This is a genomic window from Blautia faecicola (assembly GCF_004123145.1).
In the GTDB taxonomy this organism is placed as follows: domain Bacteria; phylum Bacillota; class Clostridia; order Lachnospirales; family Lachnospiraceae; genus Oliverpabstia; species Oliverpabstia faecicola.
Genome location: NZ_SDKC01000001.1, coordinates 3,065,133 through 3,089,984 on the forward strand (window position 1 = coordinate 3,065,133; position 24,852 = coordinate 3,089,984).

At 43.8% G+C, this 24,852-nt stretch carries 21 protein-coding genes and 2 pseudogenes; 9 read left to right on the forward strand and 14 right to left on the reverse strand.

Going from position 1 to position 24,852, the window contains the following annotated elements; genetic code table 11:
• Positions 1-180 precede the first annotated feature (180 nt).
• The 3 genes from ETP43_RS13805 to ETP43_RS13815 form a co-directional block, all read right to left on the reverse strand.
• Positions 181-1,911, reverse strand: a complete 1,731-nt coding sequence (locus ETP43_RS13805; protein ID WP_129258706.1) for an ABC transporter ATP-binding protein — start codon at positions 1,909-1,911, stop codon at positions 181-183.
• A 125-nt stretch (positions 1,912-2,036) separates the two neighbouring features.
• Entirely contained in the window at positions 2,037-2,963 is a 927-nt protein-coding gene (locus ETP43_RS13810; protein WP_243114299.1) for a calcium/sodium antiporter, read from the reverse strand.
• Between the two features lie 255 nt (positions 2,964-3,218).
• The gene (locus tag ETP43_RS13815) at positions 3,219-4,505 is read right to left on the reverse strand and encodes an O-acetylhomoserine aminocarboxypropyltransferase/cysteine synthase family protein (protein WP_129258708.1); all 1,287 of its coding nucleotides are present in this window, start codon (positions 4,503-4,505) and stop codon (positions 3,219-3,221) included.
• A 466-nt stretch (positions 4,506-4,971) separates the two neighbouring features.
• On the opposite strand from ETP43_RS13815, the gene ETP43_RS13820 reads away from it, so the two are divergent.
• The 3 genes from ETP43_RS13820 to ETP43_RS13830 all read left to right on the forward strand — a co-directional run bounded on the left by ETP43_RS13820 (position 4,972) and on the right by ETP43_RS13830 (position 8,105).
• On the forward strand, positions 4,972-6,345 hold the full coding sequence (locus ETP43_RS13820; RefSeq protein ID WP_129258710.1) for an NAD(P)/FAD-dependent oxidoreductase: 1,374 nt from the start codon (positions 4,972-4,974) through the stop codon (positions 6,343-6,345).
• 183 nt (positions 6,346-6,528) lie between these two features.
• Entirely contained in the window at positions 6,529-7,266 is a 738-nt protein-coding gene (locus ETP43_RS13825) for a hypothetical protein (protein WP_129258712.1), read from the forward strand.
• Positions 7,267-7,373: 107 nt separating this feature from the next.
• Complete coding sequence (locus tag ETP43_RS13830; protein ID WP_129258714.1) at positions 7,374-8,105, forward strand: histidine phosphatase family protein; 732 nt, start codon at positions 7,374-7,376, stop codon at positions 8,103-8,105.
• Between the two features lie 165 nt (positions 8,106-8,270).
• Here the strand turns inward: ETP43_RS13830 and ETP43_RS13835 are convergent, their stop codons facing one another.
• The gene (locus tag ETP43_RS13835; RefSeq protein ID WP_129258717.1) at positions 8,271-9,005 is read right to left on the reverse strand and encodes a hypothetical protein; all 735 of its coding nucleotides are present in this window, start codon (positions 9,003-9,005) and stop codon (positions 8,271-8,273) included.
• Positions 9,006-9,206: 201 nt separating this feature from the next.
• On the opposite strand from ETP43_RS13835, the gene ETP43_RS13840 reads away from it, so the two are divergent.
• The 3 genes and pseudogenes from ETP43_RS13840 to ETP43_RS17765 all read left to right on the forward strand — a co-directional run bounded on the left by ETP43_RS13840 (position 9,207) and on the right by ETP43_RS17765 (position 10,845).
• Entirely contained in the window at positions 9,207-9,569 is a 363-nt protein-coding gene (locus tag ETP43_RS13840) for a BlaI/MecI/CopY family transcriptional regulator (RefSeq protein ID WP_164979725.1), read from the forward strand.
• 19 nt (positions 9,570-9,588) lie between these two features.
• Positions 9,589-10,356 (forward strand): annotated as a pseudogene (locus tag ETP43_RS18800) (M56 family metallopeptidase); the annotation flags it as partial.
• A gap of 12 nt (positions 10,357-10,368) precedes the next feature.
• Positions 10,369-10,845, forward strand: a complete 477-nt coding sequence (locus tag ETP43_RS17765; RefSeq protein WP_243114300.1) for a hypothetical protein — start codon at positions 10,369-10,371, stop codon at positions 10,843-10,845.
• A 111-nt stretch (positions 10,846-10,956) separates the two neighbouring features.
• Here the strand turns inward: ETP43_RS17765 and ETP43_RS13850 are convergent, their stop codons facing one another.
• Positions 10,957-14,190, reverse strand: a complete 3,234-nt coding sequence (locus ETP43_RS13850; RefSeq protein ID WP_129258723.1) for a YhgE/Pip domain-containing protein — start codon at positions 14,188-14,190, stop codon at positions 10,957-10,959.
• Between the two features lie 511 nt (positions 14,191-14,701).
• Between ETP43_RS13850 and ETP43_RS13855 the strand changes: the two genes are divergently transcribed.
• Positions 14,702-15,325, forward strand: a complete 624-nt coding sequence (locus ETP43_RS13855; RefSeq protein WP_129258725.1) for a TetR/AcrR family transcriptional regulator — start codon at positions 14,702-14,704, stop codon at positions 15,323-15,325.
• Here the strand turns inward: ETP43_RS13855 and ETP43_RS18600 are convergent.
• Positions 15,247-15,540: a DUF6783 domain-containing protein gene (locus tag ETP43_RS18600; RefSeq protein ID WP_334295537.1), complete on the reverse strand. Its 294-nt coding sequence runs from the start codon at positions 15,538-15,540 to the stop codon at positions 15,247-15,249. The two genes, ETP43_RS13855 and ETP43_RS18600, sit on opposite strands and share 79 nt — an antisense overlap.
• Between ETP43_RS18600 and ETP43_RS18605 the strand changes: the two genes are divergently transcribed.
• Positions 15,439-15,714, forward strand: a complete 276-nt coding sequence (locus ETP43_RS18605; protein ID WP_334295492.1) for a DUF6783 domain-containing protein — start codon at positions 15,439-15,441, stop codon at positions 15,712-15,714. The genes ETP43_RS18600 and ETP43_RS18605 overlap by 102 nt on opposite strands.
• 79 nt (positions 15,715-15,793) lie before the next feature.
• Here ETP43_RS18605 and ETP43_RS13865 read toward each other — a convergent pair whose 3' ends face one another.
• The 8 genes from ETP43_RS13865 to ETP43_RS18610 all read right to left on the reverse strand — a co-directional run bounded on the left by ETP43_RS13865 (position 15,794) and on the right by ETP43_RS18610 (position 24,712).
• Positions 15,794-17,146 carry an MATE family efflux transporter gene (locus tag ETP43_RS13865; RefSeq protein ID WP_129258729.1) on the reverse strand — a complete coding sequence of 451 codons (1,353 nt, stop codon included), beginning with the start codon at positions 17,144-17,146 and terminating at the stop codon, positions 15,794-15,796.
• Positions 17,147-17,329: 183 nt separating this feature from the next.
• Entirely contained in the window at positions 17,330-18,073 is a 744-nt protein-coding gene (locus ETP43_RS13870; RefSeq protein WP_243114301.1) for a DNA alkylation repair protein, read from the reverse strand.
• Between the two features lie 225 nt (positions 18,074-18,298).
• Positions 18,299-19,156, reverse strand: a complete 858-nt coding sequence (locus ETP43_RS13875) for a YitT family protein (RefSeq protein ID WP_118567825.1) — start codon at positions 19,154-19,156, stop codon at positions 18,299-18,301.
• A gap of 151 nt (positions 19,157-19,307) precedes the next feature.
• Positions 19,308-21,752 carry an ABC transporter permease gene (locus ETP43_RS13880; protein WP_129258733.1) on the reverse strand — a complete coding sequence of 815 codons (2,445 nt, stop codon included), beginning with the start codon at positions 21,750-21,752 and terminating at the stop codon, positions 19,308-19,310.
• Positions 21,749-22,423 carry an ABC transporter ATP-binding protein gene (locus tag ETP43_RS13885; RefSeq protein WP_006426335.1) on the reverse strand — a complete coding sequence of 225 codons (675 nt, stop codon included), beginning with the start codon at positions 22,421-22,423 and terminating at the stop codon, positions 21,749-21,751. Before ETP43_RS13885 ends, ETP43_RS13880 begins: the two co-directional genes overlap by 4 nt.
• Before the next feature lie 177 nt (positions 22,424-22,600).
• Complete coding sequence (locus tag ETP43_RS13890; RefSeq protein ID WP_129258735.1) at positions 22,601-23,866, reverse strand: sensor histidine kinase; 1,266 nt, start codon at positions 23,864-23,866, stop codon at positions 22,601-22,603.
• On the reverse strand, positions 23,842-24,531 hold the full coding sequence (locus ETP43_RS13895) for a response regulator transcription factor (protein ID WP_129258738.1): 690 nt from the start codon (positions 24,529-24,531) through the stop codon (positions 23,842-23,844). Before ETP43_RS13895 ends, ETP43_RS13890 begins: the two co-directional genes overlap by 25 nt.
• A gap of 40 nt (positions 24,532-24,571) precedes the next feature.
• Positions 24,572-24,712 carry a DUF6783 domain-containing protein gene (locus ETP43_RS18610; protein ID WP_334294653.1) on the reverse strand — a complete coding sequence of 47 codons (141 nt, stop codon included), beginning with the start codon at positions 24,710-24,712 and terminating at the stop codon, positions 24,572-24,574.
• Here ETP43_RS18610 and ETP43_RS18615 point away from each other — a divergent pair.
• Positions 24,650-24,793, forward strand: a pseudogene (locus tag ETP43_RS18615) (DUF6783 domain-containing protein); the annotation flags it as partial. The gene ETP43_RS18610 and the pseudogene ETP43_RS18615 overlap by 63 nt on opposite strands.
• Between the last annotated feature and the right edge of the window lie 59 nt (positions 24,794-24,852).

Genomic DNA, 24,852 nt, shown 5'->3' on the forward strand with positions numbered 1-24,852 from the left:
CGGTATCTCCTCATTCTTTTCTGCTGTCTGTGTGGGACTGCCTGTTTTTTGTCCTTTACACAATTTTTACACACTACTGTGTATTATAAGGATATTCCCCGTTCAAGTCAACGGGAGATATACACAGAAAATGACCGGCAGACTTTCGCGTACCGGTCATTTTCCTGTTTTAATCACATATTAGAATTGCATATTATATAATCCCGCATAGATACCACCCTGTGCCAGCAAACTCTCATGCGTTCCCTCTTCCGCGATGCCGTCTTCCGTCAGCACCAGGATCCGCTCAGCATTTCTGATCGTCGATAATCGATGGGCGATCACAAATGTGGTTCTGTCTTTTGCCAGCAGTTCCAGAGAATGCTGCACGATCTTCTCGCTCTCATTATCCAATGCCGAGGTCGCCTCGTCGAAGATCAGCACCGGCGGGTTCTTTAAGAATACTCGGGCGATCGAGAGACGCTGTTTTTGTCCACCGGAAAGCTTGACACCGCGCTGTCCGATGTCCGTGTTGTATCCTTCCGGCAGGCTCATGATAAATTCATGGGCATTTGCCGCCATCGCTGCATTTACCACTTCCTCGTCGGTGGCTTCCGGTTTTCCGTAGCGGATATTTTCGAGGATCGTTCCCGCAAACAGGTAAACATCCTGCTGCACGATACCGATCTGTCTTCGCAGATCTTTCAACTTCACATCCCGGATATCGATGCCGTCCAGCCGGACAGCCCCTCCGGTCACATCGTAGAACCGCGGGATCAGTGAACAGAGCGTTGTCTTTCCCGCACCGCTGCTTCCTACTAACGCCACGTATTCTCCCGGTTTCACATCCAGATTCACATGGGACAGCACATTTTCTTTATTTTCACTGTAATGGAAGGATACATCCTCAAACTGAATCTCTCCCTGCACCCGATCCAGCGATTTTGCATCCTCTTTGTCCTTGATATCCGGTGCGATATTCATGATCTCCACGAAACGCTCGTAACCGCTGTAGCCGTTCTGGAACTGTTCTGTGAAGTTTACCAGTTTTTTGACCGGTTCCGTAAAGTTATTGATATAAAGAAGGAAGGTCACCAGATCCGCCGCGGAAAGTTCCCCTTTCATCATCAGCCACGCGCCCATCAGAAGAGATCCCACCGTGATCAGCGTGGAAAATACGCCCATCCCGGAGTTATACGTTCCCATATACCGATAAGACTTTTTCTTGGAATCCACAAACCGGCTGTTTCCCTCCTCGAACTTGTCCATCTCCGTCTTTTCGTTGCTGAAAGATTTGACCACACGGATGCCGGAAAGACTGTCCTCGATCTGACTGTTGATATCCGCGATTCTCGCCCGGTTCTCCCTGAACGCTCCGCGCATCCGGCCATTCATTGCCACGGCATACAGAAGCATAATCACAACAAAGCCGATTGCAACGAAAGCCAGTTTCGCATTGATCACCAGAAGAATGATAAATGCACCCAGCAGTTTGATTGCAGAAATCACCACATCTTCCGGTCCGTGGTGTAACAGTTCCGTGATATCAAACAGGTCACTGGTGATTCTTGAGAGCAGATGTCCCACTTTCTGATTATCGAAAAATGCAAAGGACAGCTTCTGGTAATGTCCGAAGATCTCATTTCGCATATCGTGTTCGATCTTCGCACCCATCACATGACCATAATACCCGATAAAATAGTTACAGTATCCTTCTACAATCACCAGCAGCACCATAAAAATCCCCAGCCGGATGATGGTCGAGGATGCTTCCTCAATGGGAAGCAGCACAACAGTTCCCGTAATATACCGCACCATCAACGGAATCACAAGGGTAATGGCTGCTCCGATCATCGCAAACATCATATCCGCCAGGAACAGCCCCTTATACGGTTTGTAATACGCCGACAGTTTTTTCTTTTCGTTCTCCATATTTTTTCCTCCCATAGTTTCTGCCATACTTTTTCATTCCATGCCATTTAGTATAGTAGTACCTTCCGGAAAGTGCAATGTAGAATCTTGTATATTTTTTCTTTTATTCCGAAATTTTCAAAAAACTACATCAGATATATAAAATAAGCCAGATAAGATATCAGCATCACAATACCCGCCGGCCTGGTCAGCGCCCGTTTTCTCCAGGTACAGATCCATAACAGAAGCCCGGCTCCCAGCGCGATCACCGTATCGATGCCAAATCCCGGGAGAAACTCCACCGGAACAATCAGTGCTGCCGTACCTACCACGAACAAAATATTGAAAATATTGCTTCCCACGATATTTCCGATCGCAATATCTGCTTTTCCCTTCCGTGCTGCAGACACCGAGGTGAACAGCTCCGGAAGGGATGTTCCAAGTGCCACCACCGTAAGACCGATCACACGCTCACTGATTCCCAGCGCCCTTGCAATTGCCGTTGCCGCATCCACGGTAACATCACTGCCCCAGACCACCAGCAGCAGTCCCAGTACCGTTGCAAGGAGCAATTTCCACATCGGTTTTGCTTCCTCCGCGACCACTTCTTCTTTGTTCTTTTTTGCACAATAAAACAGATATCCCAGATAAAGTAAGAATACCACCCAGAGGATAACACCTTCGCTGAATGTAATCTGATTTCCGCTTTTTCCCAGTACCAGTAACAGAACTGTAATTACCATCATATAAGGAATCTCGATCCATATCGTAGATTTCTGTACCGCCACCGTTGTGATTACCGCAGTAATACCAAGAATGATCAGAATATTCAAAATATTGCTTCCCACAATGTTTCCGATCGTAATTCCCGCGTTCCCTTTTAACGCCGAGTTGATACTTACCGCCGCCTCCGGCATACTCGTTCCCATCGCCACAATCGTCAGCCCGACCACCAGCTGCGGGATCCCGAACCGCTCTGCGATCCCGGACGCTCCGTCTACAAACCAATCAGCCCCTTTCACCAGCATCAGAAAGCCCAACGCCAGCAACACCATCTGTAAAATCATTTCCATTCTCTTTCCCTCCTGCTTTCCGTGTGCGCTGGAAAGATCCGGTTCTTTGTCGGCGTTTCTTTTTTATATACAGAAAAAGAACGAGACTTTCACCGCACACAAATGATGCGATAAAAGTCTCGTTCTTCTTTCAGTGGATACCCCGGTCTTTCGACGTGATGACGAGGTATCCAACACCTGATCGGTGTGAACTACTCCCTGTTATCTACTATTAGAATACCAAAGGACAACTTCACATGTCAATCAGAATTTTTGTTATTTAATTGCTTCGAAACCATGCTCCAGATCAGCGATGATATCATCGATGTTTTCTGTACCGATGGACAGACGTACGGTGCTTGGTGTGATACCGCCTTCGCGCAGTTCCTCTTCATTCATCTGAGAATGAGTGGTGGATGCCGGATGGATAACCAGAGATTTTACATCTGCTACGTTAGCCAGCAACGAGAACAGTTCCAGAGATTCTGTGAATTTCTGTGCTTTCTCCTGTCCGCCTTTTACTTCGAAAGTAAAGATGGAAGCTGCACCGTTCGGGAAATATTTGTTATACAGATCCAGCTGATGGCCTTCTGCCAGAGATGGATGATTTACTTTTTCTACCTGTGGATGGTTCTTCAGGAATTCAACAACCTTCAGAGCATTTTCCACATGACGTTCTACACGAAGAGACAGTGTCTCCAGTCCCTGCAGAAGCAGGAAAGAGTTAAATGGAGAAATCGTAGCTCCCTGATCTCTCATCAGAGTAGTACGGATTTTCATTACATAAGCGATGTTTCCGCATGCTTCGCTAAATACAACACCATGGTAAGATGGGTTCGGTTTTGTGATTCCCGGGAACTTGTCGTTCTGTGTCCAGTCGAATTTACCACCGTCAACGATGATACCACCCATTACGCTTCCGTGTCCACCCATGAACTTGGTTGCGGAATGTACTACGATATCTGCGCCATGCTCCAGTGGACGAATCAGGAACGGTGTAGCAAATGTGCTGTCTACGATCAGCGGAATACCGTTTTCATGAGCGATTGCGGATACTGCTTCCAGATCCAGAACATCAGAGTTCGGGTTACCCAGTGTCTCACCATACAAAAGTTTGGTGTTCGGCTGGATGGCTTTACGGAAGTTTTCCGGATCAGAAGGATCTACGAATGTTACGGAGATTCCCTGCTCTTTTAAAGTATTTGCAAACAGGTTGTAAGTTCCACCATATACATGTGCGGAAGATACGATGTGATCACCTGCTGTTGCAATGTTCTGTACTGCGTATGTGATAGCTGCGGAACCGGTTGCTGTAGCCAGAGCTGCTGCGCCGCCTTCCAGTGCTGCTACTCTCTCTTCGAAAACAGAACTTGTCGGGTTCATCAGACGGGAATAGATGTTACCGCCTTCTGTCAGTCCGAAACGTCCTGCTGCCTGTGCGGAATCTTTGAATACATAAGATGTTGTTGCGTAAATCGGCACTGCTCTCGCATCTGTAGCCGGGTCTGGATGTTCCTGTCCTGCATGTACCTGTAAGGTTTCAAATTTGTAATTCTTGCTCATGGTTTTTTCTCCTCTTATTCTTTCTGTATGGTTGGATCCCTATTGGGGAATTATGTACTTTTTACTTTTTCTTCCGCTCTTCGGACTTTCCTTTGGCGAATCCTCCGCGGAATCTCAGATATTCACTCTTTTTTGGCTTCACATTCGTCCAAATCTATAATTGTGGCGGACTAAAAAGGGTAATCTTTCTTTCATTTCCCTATTCCCTACCTCTCTGGTATGTTTATGAACATATATTACCACCGAAATCCCCTACCGTCAATAGGTTTTTCCAATTTTTCCATTTTTCTTTTTTATTATACCACAGCGTTATTCCTTGACAAGCACTTCGTCTTTTCGATATAATAAAGAAGAGAAATCAAACGAACACATGGCTTTCGTATAAAAAATGTGCTGAACTCGTATTCTTTCAATGGATACGGGTTTTTTTTATGCGTTCAGCCTTAGGAAAACAGAGGTGACAACTATGATGTATGATGTAATTATTGTCGGAGCCGGTCCCGGCGGAATCTTCTCTGCCTATGAACTGGTTCAGAAAAAACCGGGACTGAAGATTGCTGTATTTGAGGCGGGTAATCCGTTGAGCAAACGCCACTGTCCGATCGACGGTGAGAAAGTGAAAACCTGTATCGGCTGTAAGACCTGCGCGATCATGAGCGGTTTCGGCGGCGCCGGTGCATTTTCCGATGGAAAATACAATATCACCAACGACTTCGGCGGAACTCTTTACGAGCATATCGGCAAAAAGACCGCCCTGGATCTGATGAAATACGTGGATGAGATCAATGTCTCCCACGGCGGCGAAAATACCCGTATGTTCTCCACAGCCGGAACCAAATTCAAAAAGCTGTGTATCCAGAACAAGCTGAAACTGCTGGATGCTTCCGTTCGTCATCTGGGAACCGATATCAACTATGTCGTTCTGGAAAATCTGTATAACGAGCTGAAAGAACAGGTGGATTTCTTCTTCCTGACTCCGGTAACTTCTGTCGAATATAACGATTCCATTTACACCCTGCACTACGGCAAGGATGATACTGCCACCTGTAAACAGTGTATCATCTCTGTCGGACGAAGCGGCAGTAAATGGATGGAAACGGTCTGTCAGGATCTGCAGATTCCTACCAAATCCAACCGTGTCGACCTGGGTGTCCGCGTCGAACTTCCTGCTGTTGTCTTCTCCCATCTGACGGATGAGTTGTATGAGAGCAAGATCGTATACCGCACCGAGAAGTTCGAGGATAATGTCCGTACCTTCTGTATGAACCCGAACGGTATCGTGGTAAATGAAAATACAAACGGTATCATAACCGCAAACGGCCACAGCTATGAAGATCCGGCAAAATACACGGAAAATACGAACTTTGCCCTGCTGGTATCCAAACACTTCTCCGAGCCATTCAAGGACAGTAACGGATACGGCGAGAGTATCGCCCGTCTCTCCAACATGCTGGGCGGCGGTGTTATCGTACAGCGTTTCGGTGATCTGGTGCGTGGTCGACGCAGTACAGTCAGCCGTATTGAAGAAGGTCTGGTTCGCCCGACGCTGTCCGCTACTCCAGGAGATCTGAGCCTTGTTCTGCCAAAACGTATCCTGGACGGTATCATCGAGATGATCTATGCCCTGGATAAGATCGCACCGGGTACGGCAAACGACGATACCCTGCTGTACGGTGTCGAAGTCAAGTTCTATAATATGGAAGTGGATATCGACGAGAATCTGGAAAGTCCGTACAAAGGACTCTATATCATCGGCGACGGAAGCGGTGTTACCCACTCCCTGTCCCATGCATCTGCCAGCGGCGTGTATGTGGCAAGAAAAATCGCGGAAACTTTATAAACTGTTGTTTACCCGCATCATGAAAATGGATTTAGCAACCCAATGATTGCTATGTAATGCAATGAAAGAGAGTCATGTTCCGGTGCACTTCTCCGGGGCATGGCTTTTCTGTAATCTTTTGTAACTGCTCACGAAACAGTTACAAAATCCCGGCACACTTTTTTATTCTATACGGAGGTTTTTATGACACATAACATAATTCATACTCCACATAAAACTTCGTTATCCGAAACCGGCTCACGAAGTCTTACTTCGGAACTTTCCGTTCAGCGACCGGAAGGCGCTTCCTACGGCGGCAGTCAATCCTGGTTTTCCTCGCCTTCCATCCGCGGATATGGCTGCGGTCTGATCGCGGCGCATGATCTGCTGTGGTATCTGGAGCGGAAAGAATCTCTGACCGAGCAGTCAAACCACCCTCGTTCCGAAAAACGATTCACTAGTGATTCCTGCTCCTGGGAAGACTATGAGCGATCCGTAAAAAAACTGCATCACCTCTTTCCGATTCTTCCCCGTCTCGGAATCAACGGGCTGATGCTTTCTACAGGACTGAATCTCGCTTTTTTCCTCCGCCGTCTTCCTTACCGCGCCTGCTGGCATATCGGGTATCGGAATACCGGAAAAGAAATCAGCCATCTGCTCCGTCAGAATATCCCGGTCATCTTATCCATCGGCGGTAATTTCCCGCTGATCTGGAAAAAAGACCGGCTTCCCCTGTACAAAAAGACCGGCGATGGAGTTTACATAAAATCTTCTTCCACCCGTGCACACTATGTCACTGTTACCGGCATCGAACACGGATGGCTGCGGATCAGCAGCTGGGGACAGGAATGGTATATTAACTGGAGAGAATATCGGAATTTCGCATGGAGAAAAAGCTGCCCGCTATTTTCCAATATCTGCTATATCACCAGAAAGCAATGATTGTTTTCATAGACACCTGAATCTATTCTGTATCTGATTCTCCCGGAAAATTTCCTGTCAGATACCAACGATTCATGATATACATTTTACGCACAGGAGGATATCATATGAAATTATTGATCGTCCGTCACGGAGATCCCGATTATACCATCGACTCCCTGACGCCAAAAGGATGGAAAGAAGTAGATTACCTTTCCGAAAAACTTGCAAAACTGGATGTGAAGGCCTTTTATGTCTCTCCTCTCGGAAGAGCCAAAGACACCGCCTCTCTGACCTTGAAGAAAATGAACCGCACTGCCACCGAAGAACCTTGGCTTCGCGAATTTGATGCACGGATCCACCGCCCGGATGTCCCGGAAAAGGAAATGATCTCCTGGGACTGGCTGCCACAGGACTGGACCGCAGAACCCCGCTTTTACCTGCCGGATGAATGGTGGAAGGTTCCTGTGATGATGGAGGGACATGTCAAAGAAGAATATGACTGGGTAACCACCAACTTCGATGCCCTGCTCGCCAGTCACGGGTATGTCCGTGACGGTCTTACCTACCGCGCTGAGCATGCAAACAACGATACGATTGTATTTTTCTGCCATTTCGGTCTGGAATGTGTCCTGTTAAGCCACCTGCTGCACGTTTCCCCGATGGTTTTATGGCACGGCACCTGCGCCGCTCCAAGTTCCGTCACAACCCTCGTCACCGAAGAACGCCGCCCGGGAATCGCATGTTTCCGTATGAGTTCTTTCGGAGATATTTCCCATCTGTATGTCAAAGACGAGCCACCGGCATTCGCAGCGCGGTTTTGTGAGTGCTATGACAATGAGGATGAGAGACACGATTAGTTGCTATCTGATTACAAAATCTTGTTGTTCCTGATCTTACAAAAAATTATACAAATGCATTTTATTTTTAATGCCAGAGAAATTTCTATTCTGAAACTTCCCTGGCATTCTGTTTACCTTCTGCTATCTGTCTGTTCTACCCATTTTCACCTGATACCATTCGACTTAATCAGCCGCATCTACCTCTTCCATCATTTTTTCAAGCGTATACGTATCATCTGGCTCATCTGCTTTTTCATCCTCATAATCATCTAAAGTATAAGGCGGTTTCAGCTCACCTCCGAGTGTCTGTGTGTTAACAAACTGATCCTCCGATACTTCCGTGTATTCCCCTTCCGGACCGTTCAGTCTGCTATAGGTCTGTTCTTCCTCATAAAATGCTGATTTTCTGAGAAAAAGAATACTCTTTTGTCCTACCTCAGACATGATATCATTTTCCCCTATTTGCTCTATATAGAGTTTTTCCAGTTCATCATCCGAATACTCACTGAAATCTTCTCGATTTACCTCCTTCATCTCCTCATCCGCAAAAGAATCTATGTAATCCTTTATAGAAGTGATTCCTTGATCTTTCGCCACTTTTACAGTGTCTCCGGTATGAAAATCCCCTTTCAGGGACTGTAAAACCTTAACCTCCAGATTCGTCCGACAAAGCCCATTCTCTCCAACAATATACTTTACACTTAAAACCTCTCCGTAAATAACAGCCTCACTGTTTTCCGACAGGTCAGTTATACCCGAAAAACTCTCTGCATATTCATCCATACCACGTGAGATGGAAACAATATCTTCCTTTTTTATGTTACTGATATCGCCGTTTTCACTCTCCTTCGAAACATTCCCACAGCCTGCCATCAATGCCGTGCAACACAGAACTGCTAATATTTTCTTGTACCCCATAATCATCCCCCTTTTCCTGATAAGTTCTTTTACCCAAAGTATTACATCTTGTATTACCTATTTAATCACACATTTTCAGTTTCAGCAATCAATTTTCAGATTATTTTTCGCCAAAAAATCCGTCCAATATTTATGGATTTTCACATCTTGCACGCTTCTTCCACGCATGGTATTATATTCTGTAATACAGGAGGTGACATCATGTTTTCCGCTTTAAGTAATTCCGAACTATTAATCATGCAATATCTCTGGCAGCAAAATGTTCCTCAGACTTTTTCTCAGATAAAAGAACATTTTGCCGAAACTGGATGGAAAAAACAGACAATCAATACTTTTTTGATCCGTCTGATTCAAAAGGGATATCTGGAATCCGATCACAGTCAGGCAAAAACACATTATAAGGTACTGATTTCTGCTGATGAATATTATCATGCTTATACACATCAGATTCTAAATGAATCTTTTCATGGTTCTTTAACGAATTTTATCAGTGCATTCACTGGAAACCAAACCATCAGCGCTTCTGAAAAAGAAGAACTCATCGATTTTCTGAAAGGTTTATAATATGCCCTTACTGTTTTCTATGTCTTTCGCCGGTTCGTTACCGCTTTTATTATGTATTTTGATTATTTTATTTAAAAAAGAATCTGTAAATTTTCTTTTGGTAAACGGCTTACTGAAATTAAGCATTTTCTTTTTTCTGATTCCCGTGCAGCTGGTTCGGCTCATACATCCTGTTGTTCCAAATACCATTACCTGGTATCTGGATGGCAAGTTTCGTTTTTATACCAAGGACGGACTTTTTTTGCTTCCTTCTTATCTGGTTCTTCTGGGTGTGATAATTATATGTGTTCTTTTTATTTTCTGTATATTCGAAACCGTCCAATATCGCCGTGCTTTAACTGTCCTTTTAAAGGCATCCATTCCTCTGCCAGAGGGTAATGCATCCGAAAAGACTTCCGTTTATCTGAATCCGACACTTACCACCCCATGTACCGTCGGTTTTTTTCATTGCAGGATCTTCCTGCCGTCTGTGTCACTTTCCGATTCAGAAGAAAACTGGCTGCTTACGCATGAAAAGAAGCATATTTCCCGCAAAGATTCATTTTTTAAGTTGCTCTGTACGGTTTGTCTTTGTCTGCACTGGTATAATCCAATCAGCTGGCTGTTATTACCACTGTATCAGTATTGTTCCGAATGTTCTTCTGATGCCGCCGTGATAAAAGATATGTCGCAGGAACAGAAACGGGCATACGCACAGCTGCTTATCGAACATTCCTCTGCGCAACCGCCGCTTCCCTTCATCTGGAAAAATAATTTTGCTTCTTCCAGTCAGATTTTAAAAAGGAGAATTCTTATCATTATGAAAAACTCACATACAAATTCAAGATTAAAAACAACCCTGTTGCTGGTTCTCTGTCTGCTCCTGTGCAGTACTACAACAACGTTTGCGTATACACCGATGGAAAAAATGGATTCTTCATTTCTTCCTCCAGAAGATGAAAATGTTACTTATGTCCGCCTGACAGATGATCCGGAGGCAATTTTTTCCGAAATCTTTCCTTATGGTTTTGCTGATTTTTCTTCCTCTTCCTCTGTCATTGTCCTTGAAGACGGCACCCAGGTCGACTATGATGAATCCGATACCACACGATCCCCGCAGCGTCAGACCTGTCAGCATACTTTTGTAAACGGACAACACCAACTGCATGTGGGCAATTCCAGCGATGGATGTACAATTACCATGTATACCCTGAAACGTTGTAGCAAGTGTGGATTGGTCAAGGACAGAGTCAAAGCCGGTTATTATACCTTTCCAAAATGTACACACAAGAAATAATGACACTTAATATTCCGTAAGTTTTACTCAACCAAAAAACAGTTGCTGCCGAATCTCATAGAAAGATTTCGGTAACAACTGTTTTTTATTTGTCTTTATGTAACTGTTCTCTTATGCCAGTCCTTTTGCTTCCAGGAAATCATGGAAAATTGGTTTTCCTGCTTTGATGCGTCTGGTACGGAACTGGAATTCGATGATGGTCAGGATCGTAAATACGATTGTGATCACACACATAACGATGACTGGTGTCTGGATGCTTTCTCCTGCGCAGATGACACTTCGGAAAGCATCTACGGAATAAGTGAACGGTACCCATGCATGGATCTTCGCTACGAATTCCGGTGAAAGCTGTACCGGATAGGTTCCGGCAGAACCTGCCAGCTGGATAACCATGAATACCAGCATCAGGAAGCTTCCTACTTTACCAAGGCTGATATTGAAGAAGTACATGATCGAGGTAAATGCCACGGAAGTCAGGCAGGCAAATGCCACTGCTTTACCCATCTGGGCCGGGGTAAATCCGTCAAATACATGAAGCAGGAAGATCACCAGGATACCCTGCAGGATTGCCAGTGGATATAATACAGAAGCTTTGCTTCCCCACCATGCGAATCCGGATTTTAATTTTCCGTTGTATTTTGTCAGCGGATACATCAGACAGAAGGCAAGTGCTCCAACCCACAGACCTACGGACATCATATACGGTGCCATCGCATGACCGTTGTTCGGTACTTCTGTCATTTTTGCTTCATCATCATCTACAGGAGCTGCGATCATCTCATAGTTCACATCTTCTGCTTTATTTTCTTTTACGGTTTCGGCTCCGTCTGCCAGACTGCTCTGGAGGGTATCGGAACCATCGTCCAGTTTCTTTAATCCATCACCCAGCTCTTTGGAACCGTCATATAACTGACTGGATCCATCCCGGATCTGACCGGCGCCATCGGTAAGCTGTGCAGCACCGCTGTTTAAGGTGTTATTATTTGCTACTAAAGTTTTTGTTCCATTATATAAGGTAGAAGTACCATTTGCCAGTGTGGTTGCTCCGCTTCCCAGCGTCTTTGCACCATCGGCAAGCTGCTGTGTTCCGCCTGTCAGGGCTGCGCTGTTACTGTTCAGAGTAGATACACCAGCGGTATACGTTGCAAGACCGGCAGTTAATGTCTGTGCACCGGCTGCCAGAGTTTCTGTTCCGGCTGCTGCCTGTGCAGTTCCGGCTGTCAGGGCTGAACCATTTGCAAGAAGCTGTGTTGCTCCGGCTGCTACGGTAGTTCCTGCCTGCTGCAGCTGTGTTGCTCCGGCTTTCAGTGTCGCATCGTTTGCTGTCAGTGTTTCAAATCCTGCATTCAGTGCCTCAACACCCTTGGCTGCTGCCGGGAAAGATGCTGTAGAAGTTTGCAGCTGTGTCAGACCTGCTGCCACCTGACCGACACCGGTATCTACCTTTGTGGCTCCTGCATATACCTGAGCCAGTCCGTCGGAAAGTGCCTGCACCGGCTCCGACGGGATATCAGATGGGATTGCAGAAGCTCCGTCTGCAAGCTGTTTTGCTCCGTCATTCAGTCCGGAAGCAATTTTTTCCAGTCCGGCTTTTGCAGTGTTCAGTGATGTCTGGCTTGCACTCAGCTGATCGTTAATTCCTTTTGTGACTGCTGCTGCTTTTGCAGTGTAGGTATCTGCGCTTACAGAATCCACTGTACTTGCACCGCCCTGTACACTGCTTAATGTATTTGCCAGACTCTTTAATATCTCTGCGGATACCTGTACGGTTCCGTCTTCTGCTGCTTTTGCACTGAGTGCTGTCAGCTGATCCGCTACAGACTGTACATTTTTCAGTTTATCATTTGCAGCTGTAATCTGTTCGTTCGCTTTTGCGATTTTACTGTTTCCATCTGCAACAGCTGCATTTACCACATCCATGTAACTTCCCAATGCAGTAGATAACTGTCCAGGCAATGCTTCGATGCTACTTTCCACCTGACCGGAAATCTCAGCCGCTTTTGTGGATGCTGCACTTGCATTTTCCATACCTGTTTTTGCACTGGAAAGTCCTGTGCTCAGCTTCTTTAAGCCTTCTGCACTGGTGGTATTCTGTAAGGTAGATACCTGATCCTGAATCTGTTTGATACCTGCTTTCAAAGCGGCGGTTCCATTCTGCAGTGTTCCTTCTGTAGTAGCTCCGGATATTGCGGTGTTCAGGTTCACGATTCCGGCATATACCTGACCGATACCGGTCAGACCGGACAGTTGTTTTGCTCCTGTCGCCAGCTGTTCCACACCGTCGATATAACCTGCACTCTGGTCACTTCCCAGAAGTCCTGTGGTCAGAGAATTCACACCGGTAATATATCCGTTGGCGCCATTGACACCAAGCAGACCGCCGGACAACTGATTCACACCGGCTACATAGGTCTGTGTTCCACTGTTCAGGGTTGCGGCTCCTTCTTTCAGCTGCTCACTTCCCTCTGCCAGCTGTTTACTTCCGGAATTCAGTGCCTCGGAGTTGCTGTTCAGGGTTGCTACGCCATCGGTGTATTCTTTCACACCGGAGTTCAGCCGATCCACACCGTTAGTCAGTGTCGGAAGACTTGCGGTCAGTGTGCTGACACCGTCATCCAGCTGTTTCGCTCCGTCATTGACCTGAGCGACACCGTCGGTGTAAGATTTCAGACCTTCGGTCAGTTCCTCGGATCCCTCTTTAAAAGTCAGCGTACTGTCTGCCAGAACTTTCAGGTTATCCGTGATTTTCTTATTTCCATCGGAGGCATCATCCATACCATCCTTGATCTGCTGTGCGCCGTCGGCTGCTTCCTGCATACCGTCTCCGGCGGTTCCGATCTGATCAAAAATTGCTTCCGCATATGTCTTGGTTACTTCCTCGCGGATGCTGGTTTTGATCTTACCGAGCGCCGTCTCGCTTAATTTGGAGGCGATGTAGTTGGTTCCCGGGTTCGTCTCGTAGTTCAGAACCATTTTCTGTGGCTGCTCATCCATCACGGTTGCCGCATTGGCTGAGAAATCTTTCGGAATGGTAATTACCATATAATACGTACCATTTTTCAGACCTTCGTTTGCCACATCTGCGTCTACAAAGTTGAATGCCAGTGAATCATTTTCTTTCAGATTATCCACCAGTTGATCTCCAACTGTCAGTGTAGTATCTCCGTACTCGGCTGGCTCATCTTCATTGACGATGGCTACTGGAAGTTTATCCACATTTCCGTAGGGATCCCACATGGATGCCAGGAAAAGCCCCGCGTAAATCGCAGGGATCAGCGCAATTACGATGACTACTAAAAGCAAAATCTTGTTGTGAAATAAACTTTTCCACTCTTGTTTTAGCATTGTATCCCTTCCTTTTTGATGTATTTGCCGACTCTTTTCTATTAATAGATGTATATTCTATTATTCGCTTTTTATTCTATTAGTAGATTAAAAAGCTATTAGTCGACAATATGTTGATTTTATTTTCGGAATGTATTATACTAAAGAAAGATAAGAGATACAAGCATCACATTTCTTTTCAATCGTTTATTACTGGACGTTTTGTATTGCATATGTCTATTTGAAATTCTTAAAAATTTCGTAACTATTCAGTACCTTCACAGTTACGAGCCAAAATGCATTTAAAATCACCTTCGGTGATGGCATTTTGGCTTGTATGTCTCGGGATTTTGGCATATTCATGCCAAAACACCTCGCGGTACAGTGGCTGCTGAATAGTTACAAAATTTGAATTTCAGGAATTTTTGGTTATATTTTCTTCAGATATGATTTTAAATCTTCCCGGGAAGTTTTCTCGACCTAAAAAAACTCTTTGAGAAAATACGGGAGATGCAATAAAAGGGGGATTTTTATGGAAACGAAAAAAGGAGAAAAAATGGATCGCCGGGTGCGAAAAACCCGTGCACAGCTTCGCGCCGGTCTTGCCAGACTGATGCAGCAGAAAAATATTAAAGAAATCACGGTAAAAGAACTGGTGGATGAGATTGATATCAACCGTTCCACTTTTTATCTGCATTACACAGACATTTACCAGATGCTTCAGAGCATAGAGGGCGAACTGATGGAAGATATTCTGGAAGCCATCAAAGAGCATCCGCTGGATCCGGGAATGAAAGAAGAAGGTTATTCTTTTGCCATCCAGCTGTTTCGGATTCTGGCTGCCAACAAGGATATCTGTGCGGCACTGATGGGGCCGAACGGCGATATGGCTTTTGTGGAAAAGATTGAAAAACTGGTCGAGGACGCTGTTTTGCCGGAACTTTTTACGATGTTCCCACAGAATGTCAACGACATCAAATACGCCTACGCTTTCTGCATCAACGGCTGCGTGGGAATGATCAAATGCTGGCTCACCGGTGATTCCGACGATACTCCGGAGCACATGGCATATCTGACTCACAATATTATTTCCGAAGCGCCTCGTAATTTTGCAACAAAAGTTTTAAATTCTGCGCAGGAAAGGACAACGGTCTGAGAAATACGACGATCTGCAAAAATATTTTTGTCCGCTGACAGAATATTCCACTGAAACAAATACAGATATAAACAGAAAGTTCTAGAGCGTGTTTGAAAAAGGCTTTCTGCAAGATGTGCGTCACAGTTTGTGGGAGATTTTGCCTGAATGAGGGCGGCGTAGCGGGCTACGTCAACCGAATGAAGGTAAAATATGCCGCAAAGTGGGGCGTGCAGATTGCAGGAATGATTTTTCAAGCACGCTCTAGGGTCGAAATCTGCTTTTACACCAATTTCAACTCTGGAACTTTCTGTTCATATCTGCTGAACTGTTACATATATTTATCGTTTTTATTTTCCTATTATTTTTCTATGTTTTTATGTTTTTATTATCATACACAATTTTCCTGACTTTGTCTAATAGAAAAAAGCAATATCCAGCTATAGGCTATTTCTATAACTAAATATTGCTTTTATCTTCTCACTCTTTTTATCGGTTGCCGTTACCTTCCAGTATCCCTGTCACCTTTTTGACGCAGTGCAGACAGGTCGGTGCTATGTAACAGCATGCTGCGATCCATGCTGCCTGATCAGCAAAGCAGATTGCCGTATACCCCAGGGCTCCGACAAATCCCAGACTGACAATCGTTCTTGCCAGCATCTCCGTCACCCCGGAAAGTACTGCTCTTCCTGAATATCCAAGTCCCTGTGTCACCATTCGGCTTACATTCAGGATACCGAGACTCCAGAAGAAATATCCAAGACACCGCAGATATTTTCCTGATGCATCCAAGACATCCGCTGCTGATTTTTTCACAAAGATCATCGACAGCGTGCGTCCTCCGAAGATCAGCACCAGCCCGATCAGCAGACCATATATCGTTGCAATCGCAACTCCCTGCCGCAGTCCCTTCTTGATTCGTTCCGGCTGCCTTGCGCCCATATTCTGGCTGCAAAATACAGATGCCGAAGTAGCAATTGCATCAAACGGGCACATCGCAAACTGTTTGATTCTCATGCCCGCGGTAAATCCGGAAACACACACACTTCCCAGTCCGTTATTTGCCGACTGCATTACCATACTGCCAATTGCAGTGATGGAAAACTGCAGTCCAGTAGGAAGCCCCATCGCCAGAAGTTCTTTTACCGCAGTTATATTTACCGTTCTGTTTTCTTTTGTCAGATGCAGTACATTCATCTTTCTTCCAATAAAAACAAGACACAGTATGCCACTGATCGCCTGTGCTGTAATTGTCGCAGCAGCAGCTCCCGCACATCCCCATTTCAGTACCACGATACAGAACAGATCAAGAAAGATATTCAATATCGCTGAAAATGCCAGAAAGAGAAAGGGTGTCCGGCTGTCTCCCAGCGAACGGAGAATACTGGATAAATAATTGTATAATAAGGTAAATGGAATTCCCAGAAAAATAATCAGCAGATAGTGATAGGCTCCGCGGAAGATGTCCTCCGGAACTGACAGCAGATGCAGGATCTGTGGACAGCATACAGAACAAAGAATCGTCACTGTCACACCGATTCCCCCAGTCAGTACCGCACCGTTAAATACATAATTTCTCATCGTATCCATCTTTTCTGCCCCAAAGTACTTGGCAACCGGTACACCGAATCCGGTACAGCATCCCATACAGAATCCCAGAACCAGAAACTGTACACTGCTGCTTGCCCCCACACTTGCCAGTGCTTTCGCCCCAAGAATCTGTCCTACGATCGCCGCATCGATAATATTATACGTCTGTTGCAATAAATTTCCGATTAAAAGGGGAAGTGCAAACTGAAGCATCAGTTTTAACGGGTTCCCCTTTGTCATAGATGTTGACATTGTTTCGCTTCCTTTCATATGAATCTGCTCTGTTATTATTTAGCGGATTCTGTTATTTTACATCACTGTTTTGCTATTCTACAGTTATCTCTATGTACCGCTTCCGCATCTTCCAGTTATATTTCCCTCTTTGTTCCTGTAACTTTCTATGTGTTTTGATACTTTTCGATATTCTTCCTGTTTTTATTTCCTTGGATAACGTAAACTCTTCAAATATACTTTCTGCTCCGGTGTGATTCGAAAGCTCTCCACCGCTTTCTGAATCGTCTTCTGATGCACCCAGCGATCCAGTTTCCGTTCTTCCAGATATGGAATCACCGTATCCCACTGCTTCGCAAGCGCTGTCGCAAAATACCAGGCAATCATCATGTTTACATAATATTCTTCCGACCGTACCCTTGCAACCAGATCGGCATATTCCGGTCTGTACGCGTCATCCAGATACAGTCGCATCAGTATCCCGATTCCATACCGGATCGTGTAGGTGTCTGTGGAAGTCACCCACTCCCGAATCACCGGAAGTAATTCCTCCAGGTGTTTTTCGAAGCATTTCGGTGCCGGCAGATCGCACGTTGCCCAGTTATTTATATATGGAAGAAACTCCTTCACTTTCCGCAGACATTCCGGGTAATCTTTAATCTTTGTTACCAGCAGCATATGCAGATTGTTTTCTTCATAATAGCGATGTGGCAGTTCTTTTAAAAACGCCTCGGCTTCCTGACTGTGATCTCTGGCAAATTCCCCGGCGAACTTCCGCAACACCGGCGTGCGGATTCCAATAATATCTTCTTTCGGAATTCCCGGAATCAGTCTGGCATGAAATTCCCGATATCCAGGATCCTGCAATGCAAATAACTGTTTTTGCAGTTCTGTTTTCATTTTCATATTTCCTCTCTTCTTCGTATTTTCTGCCGGTTCTTCCTTCATTCCGCTTTGTTTATTCCCAGGCATACATGATGACACTCCACGGTTTGCATGAAACGCTCTAGTTTCCTCACCAATTTCTGCAAAACCTTTTTTTACAATTTCTTTCCCTTTTCTCTTTACGTTGTCCGTTGCTTCCTTTCCGGCTTATTTTTTATAGATTTTCGTATAGTTCCATATTAGACCATCCGTTTTCCTTTGTAAACTTTTGATGATTCTTTTCTTTCATCACCGTTTCGGTTGATACCTCATATCCGACACCGTATATACCGTAATAAATGCCTTCGGATCTTCACGGTTCATGTAGTTCATCAGTTTCTGGTACTCGCCTTTATCTACAATCGTAATAATCTCGTTTCTTTTTTCCATATTATAGGCTCCGATCGACTCATAGATCGTCGCACCACTGTGCAGATCATGAATGATAAACTGGCGCAGTTCCTCTTCTTTCTTCGTGATGATGCAAACTCTCCGTTTGACGTTATGATTAAAAATAAAGTGATCCAGCACCAATCCGTTAAAATATGTTCCAAGTACGCTCAGTACCACCGTCTTTTTATCGTACACAAGCGCCGCAGACAGTGCCACACACATCCCGGACAACGACATCGCTTTTCCCAGATCCATGTGCAGATATTTGTTCATAATCTTGGCCACAATATCCAACCCGCCCGAAGATGCATTGCGATTAAATAATATACTCAGTCCCACACTGACTACCAGAATATAACACAGCACATCCAACTCCTGGCTGTTCGTCATCGAGCCAAAATCCGGAAAAATCCCCTCAAACACACCCAGAAACAGTGGAAGCATCACACTGGTATATACTGTTTTCACCCCAAACTCTCTCCCACAGGTGAAAAATCCGATAATCAGCAAGACCACATTCAAAATCATTGTAATCGCCGACAATGGTAAGGGAATAAAATTCGAAAGCACAATACCAAGACCTGATATGCTGCTTACGGAAGCATGGCTCGGTACAAGAAAGAAATAAACCGCCGCGGCAATAATGGCTACCGCAACCGTTAATATACTTGTCTCTTTGATGATACTTTTATAATCTGTTTTTAGATTCGTCATTTTTAAGTTCTCCTGCTTATTTTTTCCAGTCTATTATAGTACAGATCTTCACGATAAGAAACAGAAAATTCCAGAACTTTTCCCCATACAGAAAAACCCCGGAAACCTTACGATTCCGGGGTATCTTACGTTTGGACACAATGTTATCTTGCTATCCCTGATACCTTATTCTTTCTACCAGCGTTTCCTTTTTCAGATTACTGCTTAAAACGCAGGAAAGTACAATCTGCAACAGACCGACCAAAAAAATCATAATAAAAATTGGTACGATTGGAACATGATAGATATTCATTCCAAATATTCCATTATGTTTTGCATAGGAAAAAAGTGCATAGCCGAGCGGCAGACCAATGATCAAAGCTACGCATATGGTACCAACCGTAAACATCAGTCCCTGTAACTGCAGGCATAAATTTAATTGTTTATTTGTCATACCCACAGCCTGTAATATACCATATTCCGGCTTTTTTGTCGTAATATTCATGATCATGGTATTCGCCATATTCATAAACCCGATGAGTCCTACGATAGCCATAAACAGATAACAGCCAAGCTTCATCATGCTGCTTGCAAATTCGGCAGATTGTAACTGCGCATGATAAGTATCCATTTTTATATGCGAAGTATTAGAAATCAAAGTATTCAGACTTTGTTCTACAGATACCACATCTTTTTTATCACAGTCCACCCACAGATAGCCATAGGCTGTTCCTCTCGGATTCATGGAACGGTATACACCTTCCGGAATGACAAGATAAGTGTCCGCACTTACAAAAGATCCTGCAATCTTTCCCTGATAGGTATAGGTTCCACTTCCATTCTCAAAGTCAAATGCAATGGATTCACCCGGAGCATATCCATCTTGTTCCATCCACGTTGACCAGCCAAAGAAAATATCACCATTCTTTACCGCCTGATCATAGTCCATAGAGCCAATATCCCCTTCTTGGCGCATAAAATCAAAATCCTTTTTACTCACAATAGTAGCCGGAAATCTTGTTCCGTTCAAATTTACAGAGACAATCTCTCTCGTCATGACATCTGTTACTCCCGGAATGCTTTTGATTTCTTCAATCAGCGAATCATTCAATGGATCATCCGTCAAAATCGTATCCAGATTATTCTCCGGATATCTTTCATCATACTCAGCAGAATAGTCAAGCTGCAGTTCAAATTGTCCATGATTAACGGAAAGGCGTGCTTCATGCTCCGTGTCAATATTTCCCACATAATTAGAGATAATCACAAACAATACGCAAGAAAAACCCATTGTGAGGATAGTACCAATGGTTCTTTTGGGATTACCCGTTACATTTGCCATTGCCATAGAAAACACGGTGACATTTTTTCTGCCATTTCGTTTTCCTTTTTTTTGTGTTTCTACATTTTCTAAATACCGTGTTGCTTCGATAGGTGAAATCCGTGAAACAATTTTCATTGGTTTACGCAGTGCCAAAGCAACGGTAAGAAATGATACGAAAATACAGAGAAGCATAACAGGCAGGGAAAACAGAGGCACCTGCTGATTTTGAACTCCCATAGAGCCAGTTCCGGTTGATACAAGGTTCCCCTGTTCTACCAGCCAGTTAAAACCGCATTTTGCAATCAGAAAGCCAAAAAGCAATCCAACTGGTATTGAAAAAAATGTCAAAAAAATGCCCTCTCTGAAGATCAGTTGTTTCATCTGCTTTTTTGTCGCTCCCAGAGCCTTGATTTTTCCATACTCCTGTATCTTGTTGGCAATACCGACCTGAAAAATATTATAAATGACCACAACAGAGAAAAGTACAATTGCAAGAATCAAAACTCCGCATACCGCAATCGTTTCATAACTCGGCTGCAAGACCCATTGCAAATAGAGATCATTGACTATAACGTTTTTTTCTTCGATCCCACAAGCTGCTGCAATCTGCTTTATAACCGAATCAATATTATTCATAGATACATTTGCAGAATCATTTAAAGTAAAATAAATATTATACTGTCTGTCATTCTCTGCGACGTGCTCATCATAAAACTCCTGTGACCCGAAAGCAACATAAGATGCCTCGATGGTATACTCATCCCGATCATATAGGATTCCGCTGACAACAAATTCTTCCGGCTTATATTCTGACTGCATCCCTGCGCGGTAATCCAGTGTAACCGTATCTCCGACCTTTACATCATCATATCCCATTTCACTAAAAAATGCTCTTCCTGCGGCAATTTCCTGCATTTTTTCCGGATACTTTCCTTCCTTCAACTCATATTCTTTATTATAAGGAAGCATTTTTCTTGCAGTCTCATCCATGCAGACAAACCCGCCTTTTTCATTGCCTTTTATGATACCTTCGGTGCACATAGTGCCTGTAGCATCTATTTCCGCACGGCGGTTTACTTCTTTTAACTGCGATCCGTCTGCGGAAACAAACAGACCATAATTGCTTCCATATGATCCTGCCGCCTGACTTTTCTGTAAATGAATTACCCCATTTCCCACAGTACTGATGATAACAAGCAGCATCGTGGTCAGACAGATTGCCATCATGATCAGTATACTTCTTGTCCTGTTCCTTTTGTCATTGCTATATGCAATCCTGCTTATTGTCTTCATCTGAAATCCACCACCTGTCCGTCCTCAATCACCAGAATACGGTCAGCGACCTGTGCAATTTCGTCATCATGGGTAATCATTACAATTGTCTGTCCATATTTTTTTGCTGTCATCTTAAGCAGGGCGATTACCTCATCACTGGTCTTAGAATCAAGATTTCCTGTCGGCTCATCTGCAAATATAATTTCCGGACGATTCACCAGTGCTCTTGCAATTGCTACTCTCTGCTGCTGTCCTCCGGATAACTGATTTGGCAGATTATAAATCCGGTTTTCAATCCCCAGAGTTGCAATAATATCATTTACATACGCTTCATCCACTTTTCTTCCATCCAGCCCCAGTGGCAGTACAATATTTTCCCAGACATTAACAGATGAAACCAGATTAAATGCCTGAAAAACAAATCCGATTTTTCTTCTGCGGAAAACAGCAAGGGCATCTTCCTTCATCCTGTATAAATCTTTCCCTGCTAAAGTAACACTGCCTTTTGTCGGGGTGTCTAGCCCTCCAAGCATATGAAGTAATGTACTTTTACCGGAACCTGACTTTCCAACAATTGCGACAAATTCTCCCTGCTCAATCTGAATGTCCACCTGATTGACCGCTTTGACCTGATTCTCACCTGCGCCATAAAACTTACAAAGCTGCTTGGTTTCTAATATCACACTCATGTGTTGCCTCCTTTTCAATTCTGTAAAGCGTACCTTTTCAGCACGCTTTCTTTGCCTGTTTATATATTTGGTCATTTTTCAACCTACATCCAAATTGTATCAGGACAATCTTTCATTTCACTTTCAAAAAACGAGCAGAAATCTTACAGAATTGTAAGATTTCTGCTCACTTAAAATTTAACCAACATATGGTAATTGAATCACAAACGTGCTTCCTTTTTTCTTTTTGCCGGAGGTTACCGTAATCGTACCTTCGTGTTTTTCGATAATTTCTCTCGATAGAAAAAGTCCGATTCCTGTACCACTCTTTTCCATGACCTCCTTGGAACTTCCTCTGTAAAATCGTTGAAAAATTTTGTGATACTCATTCTGCGGAATACCAATTCCCTGATCCTCAATTTCCATTCTTACAAGATCGTTTCTTTTTTGTAACCGGATAAATATTTTTGAACCACACGGACTGTACTTGACCGCATTATCCAGAACGTTGATCACAGCTTCACCAAGCCACCTTTTATCCTGCATAACCGTGCATGTTTCAAGCTCTTTTTCATAGTCAAAAACGAATTCAATTTCTTTCTCATCCGCTTTAGGATAAGTGCGGTTCACAGCAGATATGACAGTATCCATAAGCGGAAGTTTTTTCTTATTAATCTGAATCAGTCCGGTTTCCATCTTGGATATTTCAAGAAGCGACTGCAATAATGTCTCCAGTCCATCCAGAGCACTCCGACAACGGATACGAAACTCCTCCTGTTCTGTGGCACTTAAGTCATTCTGCATCAGCACACTAAAACATGTATCCAAAGCTGCAACCGGTGTCTTTAACTGGTGAGAAATATCAGAAACCATTTCTTTCGTGTTCTCCTTTTCTGCTCTTGCTTCTTCCTTTATCAACTGAATATGATGTCCGATTGCTTCAAGCTGGTCATTCAATTTTTCCAGTTCTGCATGATTTTCCGTTTTCAGTAAATCATCAAATTTATTTTCACGGAATCTGATCAGAATTTCTTCCAACTGGTCTAAAATTTTCTGATGACACGCATCTTCTTTTTTCTTCCAATAAAGTAAAAAAGTCAAAAGAAGCACGCATATCACAGTGCTTACAGCACCGGTCACCATAACCTGATGCCGGAATTGCGAATAAAATGCATTCCCTTTATTCCCCCAGTATCCATATTGCTCCAATAATCGCCTTCCCTGTTCGTTAGTTTCAATATCCTTATCCTTAAGCAATTCCGAAACAGCATCCAGCCCGGAAAATTCTTCCTTTGCAGCAATCTCTGTCATAAGATTCATTTTATATTTATAATCTTCATAAAACACATACGTGGTAAAGCAATTTAATATTGCAAACAATACTATGACAGGCAATACCAAGGAGAGCACTACTGTGATCTTCTTGCGATATCTCTTTTTCACTGCCTTACCTCCTGATTCCATATATACCCAAGACCTCTGATATTCTTTATATAGACCGGTGCAGCCGGATTGTCTTCGATTTTCTCACGGAGTCTTCTGATATTGACAGCGATTGTATTTTCATCCACAAAATCCCCTTCCAGATCAAACACATTTTCCAATATTTGTGTTTTTGAAAGAATCTGTTTCGGATTCTGAAGAAAAAAAGTCAGCATTTTCAACTCCGTTTTTGTCAGACTGATTTCACGACTCTTTATCAGGACTTTCATTTCTCCTGCGATAAATACGATATCTCCCGAAATCATCTTTCCGGCTTCCGTTTTCTCCTGTCTGCGGCGGAAATGTGCTTCTATTTTCAAAAGAAGTACCGAAAGACTAAACGGCTTTGTAATATAATCATCTGCCCCTGCTTCATATCCCATGACCTGATCCATCTCCTGATCTAGTGCTGTAAGACAAATAATGTATGTATTATAATTGCATCTCATCCACCTTACAAATTCCAGTCCATTCCCATCCGGAAGATTCACATCACAAATGGTAACATCCACATTATGATCACTTGCAATTCTTTTCGCTTTTTTCACTGATTCTGCTGAAAAAACCTCATATTCGCATTTTTTCAGTGAAAATGTAATTCCACGATTTAAATTTTCATCATCTTCAACCACGAGTATACCTGGCATAGCATATGCACCTCTCTTTGTTAACTATTTCTCCTCTTCGTTAAGACCTAGAGCGTGTCTGAAAAAGGCTTTTCGTGAGCTGCGAGTCCCAGTTTGTGGGAGATTTTATCCGAATAAGGGCGGCGTAGCGGGCTACGGCAACCGAATGAGGGTAAAATATACCGCAAAGTGGGGCTTGCAGATTGCGGAAATGATTTTTCAGACACGCTCTAGTTCATTACCTCTGTCAATTCTGATTTTTCTTCACTTTATTTTACCATAGTGTTTTCTAAAGTGCTATTCCAATATATACAAAAGTGTAAATGAACGATCCTGTGCCAC